Genomic DNA, 876 nt, shown 5'->3' with positions numbered 1-876 from the left:
AGAGGGGATAAAGTAGACATGGACTATACTGCTTATTATGAAGGTAAATTTATCTGTGACACGGTTTTGAAAAAACGGTATTGAAACATTGCAAACATCTTGCTCTATTGGACATAAAACATATAGAAATAGGCAGCCAGTAGCAACAGGCTATTGACTACCTATTTAATAAAACTGTACTAAAAACAGTACGGCTTATACAACCATCAATTCAGTCTCTTTAGCATCGAGCTTTTTATCAATCGTTTCAATGAACTTATCGGTGATTTTTTGAATATCATCGTTCGCGCGGCGCTCATCATCTTCTGAGATCTCTTTTTCTTTTGCCAAGTCTTTGATGTCATTCATCATGTCACGACGGATATTGCGAATAGACACACGGCTGTTTTCAGCTTCACCACGTGCAAGCTTTTGCATATCGCGGCGTGTCTCTTCAGTCAAAGCTGGCATCGGTACACGAATCACATCAGCGCTCATAGGGTTTAGACCCAAATCCGCTTCACGAATCGCTTTATCTACTGCTTGTACCATAGTGCGATCAAACGGCTGCACTAGTAGCGTACGTGAGTCTTCGACGTTGACACTGGCGACTTGGTTAAGCGGTGTATCAGCACCATAGTAGCTGACCATAACGCCTGACAACATACCTGGGTGTGCACGCCCAGTACGGACTTTACTAAAGGTACTTTCTAGCGCCTCTAATGTCTTTTGCATGCGTGACTCGCCGTCTTGTTTAATCTCTTTAATCATTATATGTCCTTACTTATCGATATCGATAATATGCTATTTTATTACATTATTGTAGGTACATGACCCATTGTACTATTGCCATCTATAGCAGCTGTCTATCAACTGTCTATAAATGATTAACTTTGA

The 876-nt window shown here is 40.8% G+C and carries 1 protein-coding gene; it reads right to left on the bottom strand.

Annotation, left to right across the window (positions count from 1 at the left end):
• Positions 1-195: 195 nt before the first annotated feature.
• Entirely contained in the window at positions 196-750 is a 555-nt protein-coding gene (gene frr, locus ACS8FD_RS18295; RefSeq protein WP_299216421.1) for a ribosome recycling factor, read from the bottom strand.
• Positions 751-876: the final 126 nt, after the last annotated feature.

The sequence above is a fragment of the Psychrobacter sp. 1U2 genome (assembly GCF_051847575.1).
The sequence above is the reverse complement of the archived record's forward strand: the minus strand, read 5'-3'. Positions and strand labels throughout refer to the sequence as shown.

Excerpts from the sequence above, each read along its gene's own strand:
- frr (WP_299216421.1), bottom strand. The coding sequence starts at position 750 with ATGATTAAAGAGATTAAACAAGACGGCGAGTCACGCATGCAAAAGACA.